The organism is Fusobacterium varium, assembly GCA_021531615.1.
GTDB lineage: Bacteria > Fusobacteriota > Fusobacteriia > Fusobacteriales > Fusobacteriaceae > Fusobacterium_A > Fusobacterium_A varium_C.
Genome location: JADYUE010000076.1, coordinates 1 through 1,863 on the forward strand (window position 1 = coordinate 1; position 1,863 = coordinate 1,863).

Below are 1,863 nucleotides of genomic sequence, written 5' to 3' on the forward strand. Positions count from 1 at the left end.
TTTTGAAAAAAAGTAAAAAAGGTGTTAATACATTTAAGTACCAACACCAAAAATTATACACCCTATTTAATTAAAACTAAAGGGGGAATAGAAGTGCTAAAAAAATTTGTAAGTTATTATAAACCATATAAAAAACTTTTCTTTCTAGATCTATTTGTAGCTACAATTTCAGCTCTTTGTGATCTATTTTATCCAATGATAACAAGAGAGATAGCTAATAACTCTATACCTAATAGAGAGATAAGAGCTATTGGAATATTTGCAGGAGTTCTTTTAGTAATTTATTTAATAAAAATGCTATGTGCATATTTTATGCAGTATTGGGGACACTTAGTTGGAGTTGGAATGCAAGCAGATATGAGAAGAGATATCTATAAACACCTTCAAAATTTGCCAATAAGATATTTTGATAACAATCAAACTGGAAGTATAATGTCAAGAATAGTAAATGATCTTCAAGATATTTCAGAACTTGCTCATCATGGACCAGAAGATCTATTTATCTCATTTTTTATGATAATTGGAGCATTTGCAATGTTAATCAGAATAAATATTCAATTAACATTGATAATATTTTGTCTTTTACCTTTAATACTGCTTTATAGCATGTTTCAAAGAAAAAGATTATTAGCTGTTTTTATGAAGACTAGAGAGAAAACAGGGGATATCAATGCTAGATTACAAAATAGTATCTCTGGAATAAGAGTTTCTAAAGCTTTTGTTATTAATGAAAATGAGAGAGAAAGATTTGAAAAAGATAATCAAAAGTTTGTAGAAGCTAAGAGCAAATCTTATAAGATAATGGCTGAATATACAGCAGGAGTTGGATTTTTAACAGATCTATTAGATTATGTTGTCCTTATTTTTGGAGGATTATTTACTTATTGGGGAAAAATAGGGATTGGAGATTTTCTTGCCTATCTTCTTTATATAAAGATATTTACTCAACCTATAAAAAGATTGATAGCCTTTGTGGAACAATTCCAAAATGGTATGAGTGGATTTAAAAGATTTATGGAACTTATAGGAGAAGAGGAAGAGGGAGACAAAGTTGATGCAATAGATATGGGAAAAGTTGAAGGAGAGATAGATCTGCAAAATGTTTCTTTTGACCATGAAGATAAATCTGTTTTAAAAAATATCTCATTAAAAATATCTAAAGGTAAGATGCTTGCATTAGTAGGACCATCTGGTGGAGGTAAGACAACTCTTTGTAATCTAATACCAAGATTTTATAATATTAAATCTGGGGATATTAAGATAGATGGAAAAAGTATCTATGATGTTAAGTTAGAATCTCTTAGAAAAAATATTGGGATAGTTCAACAAGATGTTTTCCTATTTACTGGAACAATTAAAGAGAATATATTAGTAGGAAATAGTGAAGCCACAGATGAAGAGGTAATGATAGCAGCTAAAAAAGCTAATATTCATGATCTGATAATGGAGATGCCAGAGGGATATAATACATTTGTTGGAGAGAGAGGGGTAAAACTTTCAGGGGGACAAAAGCAAAGAATTGCAATAGCAAGAATTTTCTTGAAAAACCCACCAATACTTATATTAGATGAAGCTACATCTGCACTTGATAATATTACAGAGAGATTGATTCAAAACTCATTAGAGGAGCTATGTAAAGGAAGAACTACAATAGTTGTTGCTCATAGACTTTCTACTATTCAAAATGCTGATGAGATAATAGTTCTTACTGATAATGGAATAGAGGAGAGAGGAACTCATCAAGAACTATTAGCAAATAAAGGATTCTATCATAAATTATATAATATGAGTCAATTGTGAACTACTCCCACCTATAGAGGTGGGAGCTTCGTAATTACTCATCAGAGTAATTCTAAAGAAGTT

The 1,863-nt window shown here is 29.9% G+C and carries 1 protein-coding gene; it reads left to right on the forward strand.

The window, feature by feature from the left end:
* Positions 1–93 precede the first annotated feature (93 nt).
* On the forward strand, positions 94–1,800 hold the full coding sequence (locus I6E31_12360; GenBank protein MCF2640751.1) for an ABC transporter ATP-binding protein: 1,707 nt from the start codon (positions 94–96) through the stop codon (positions 1,798–1,800).
* The last annotated feature ends 63 nt before the right edge of the window (positions 1,801–1,863 follow it).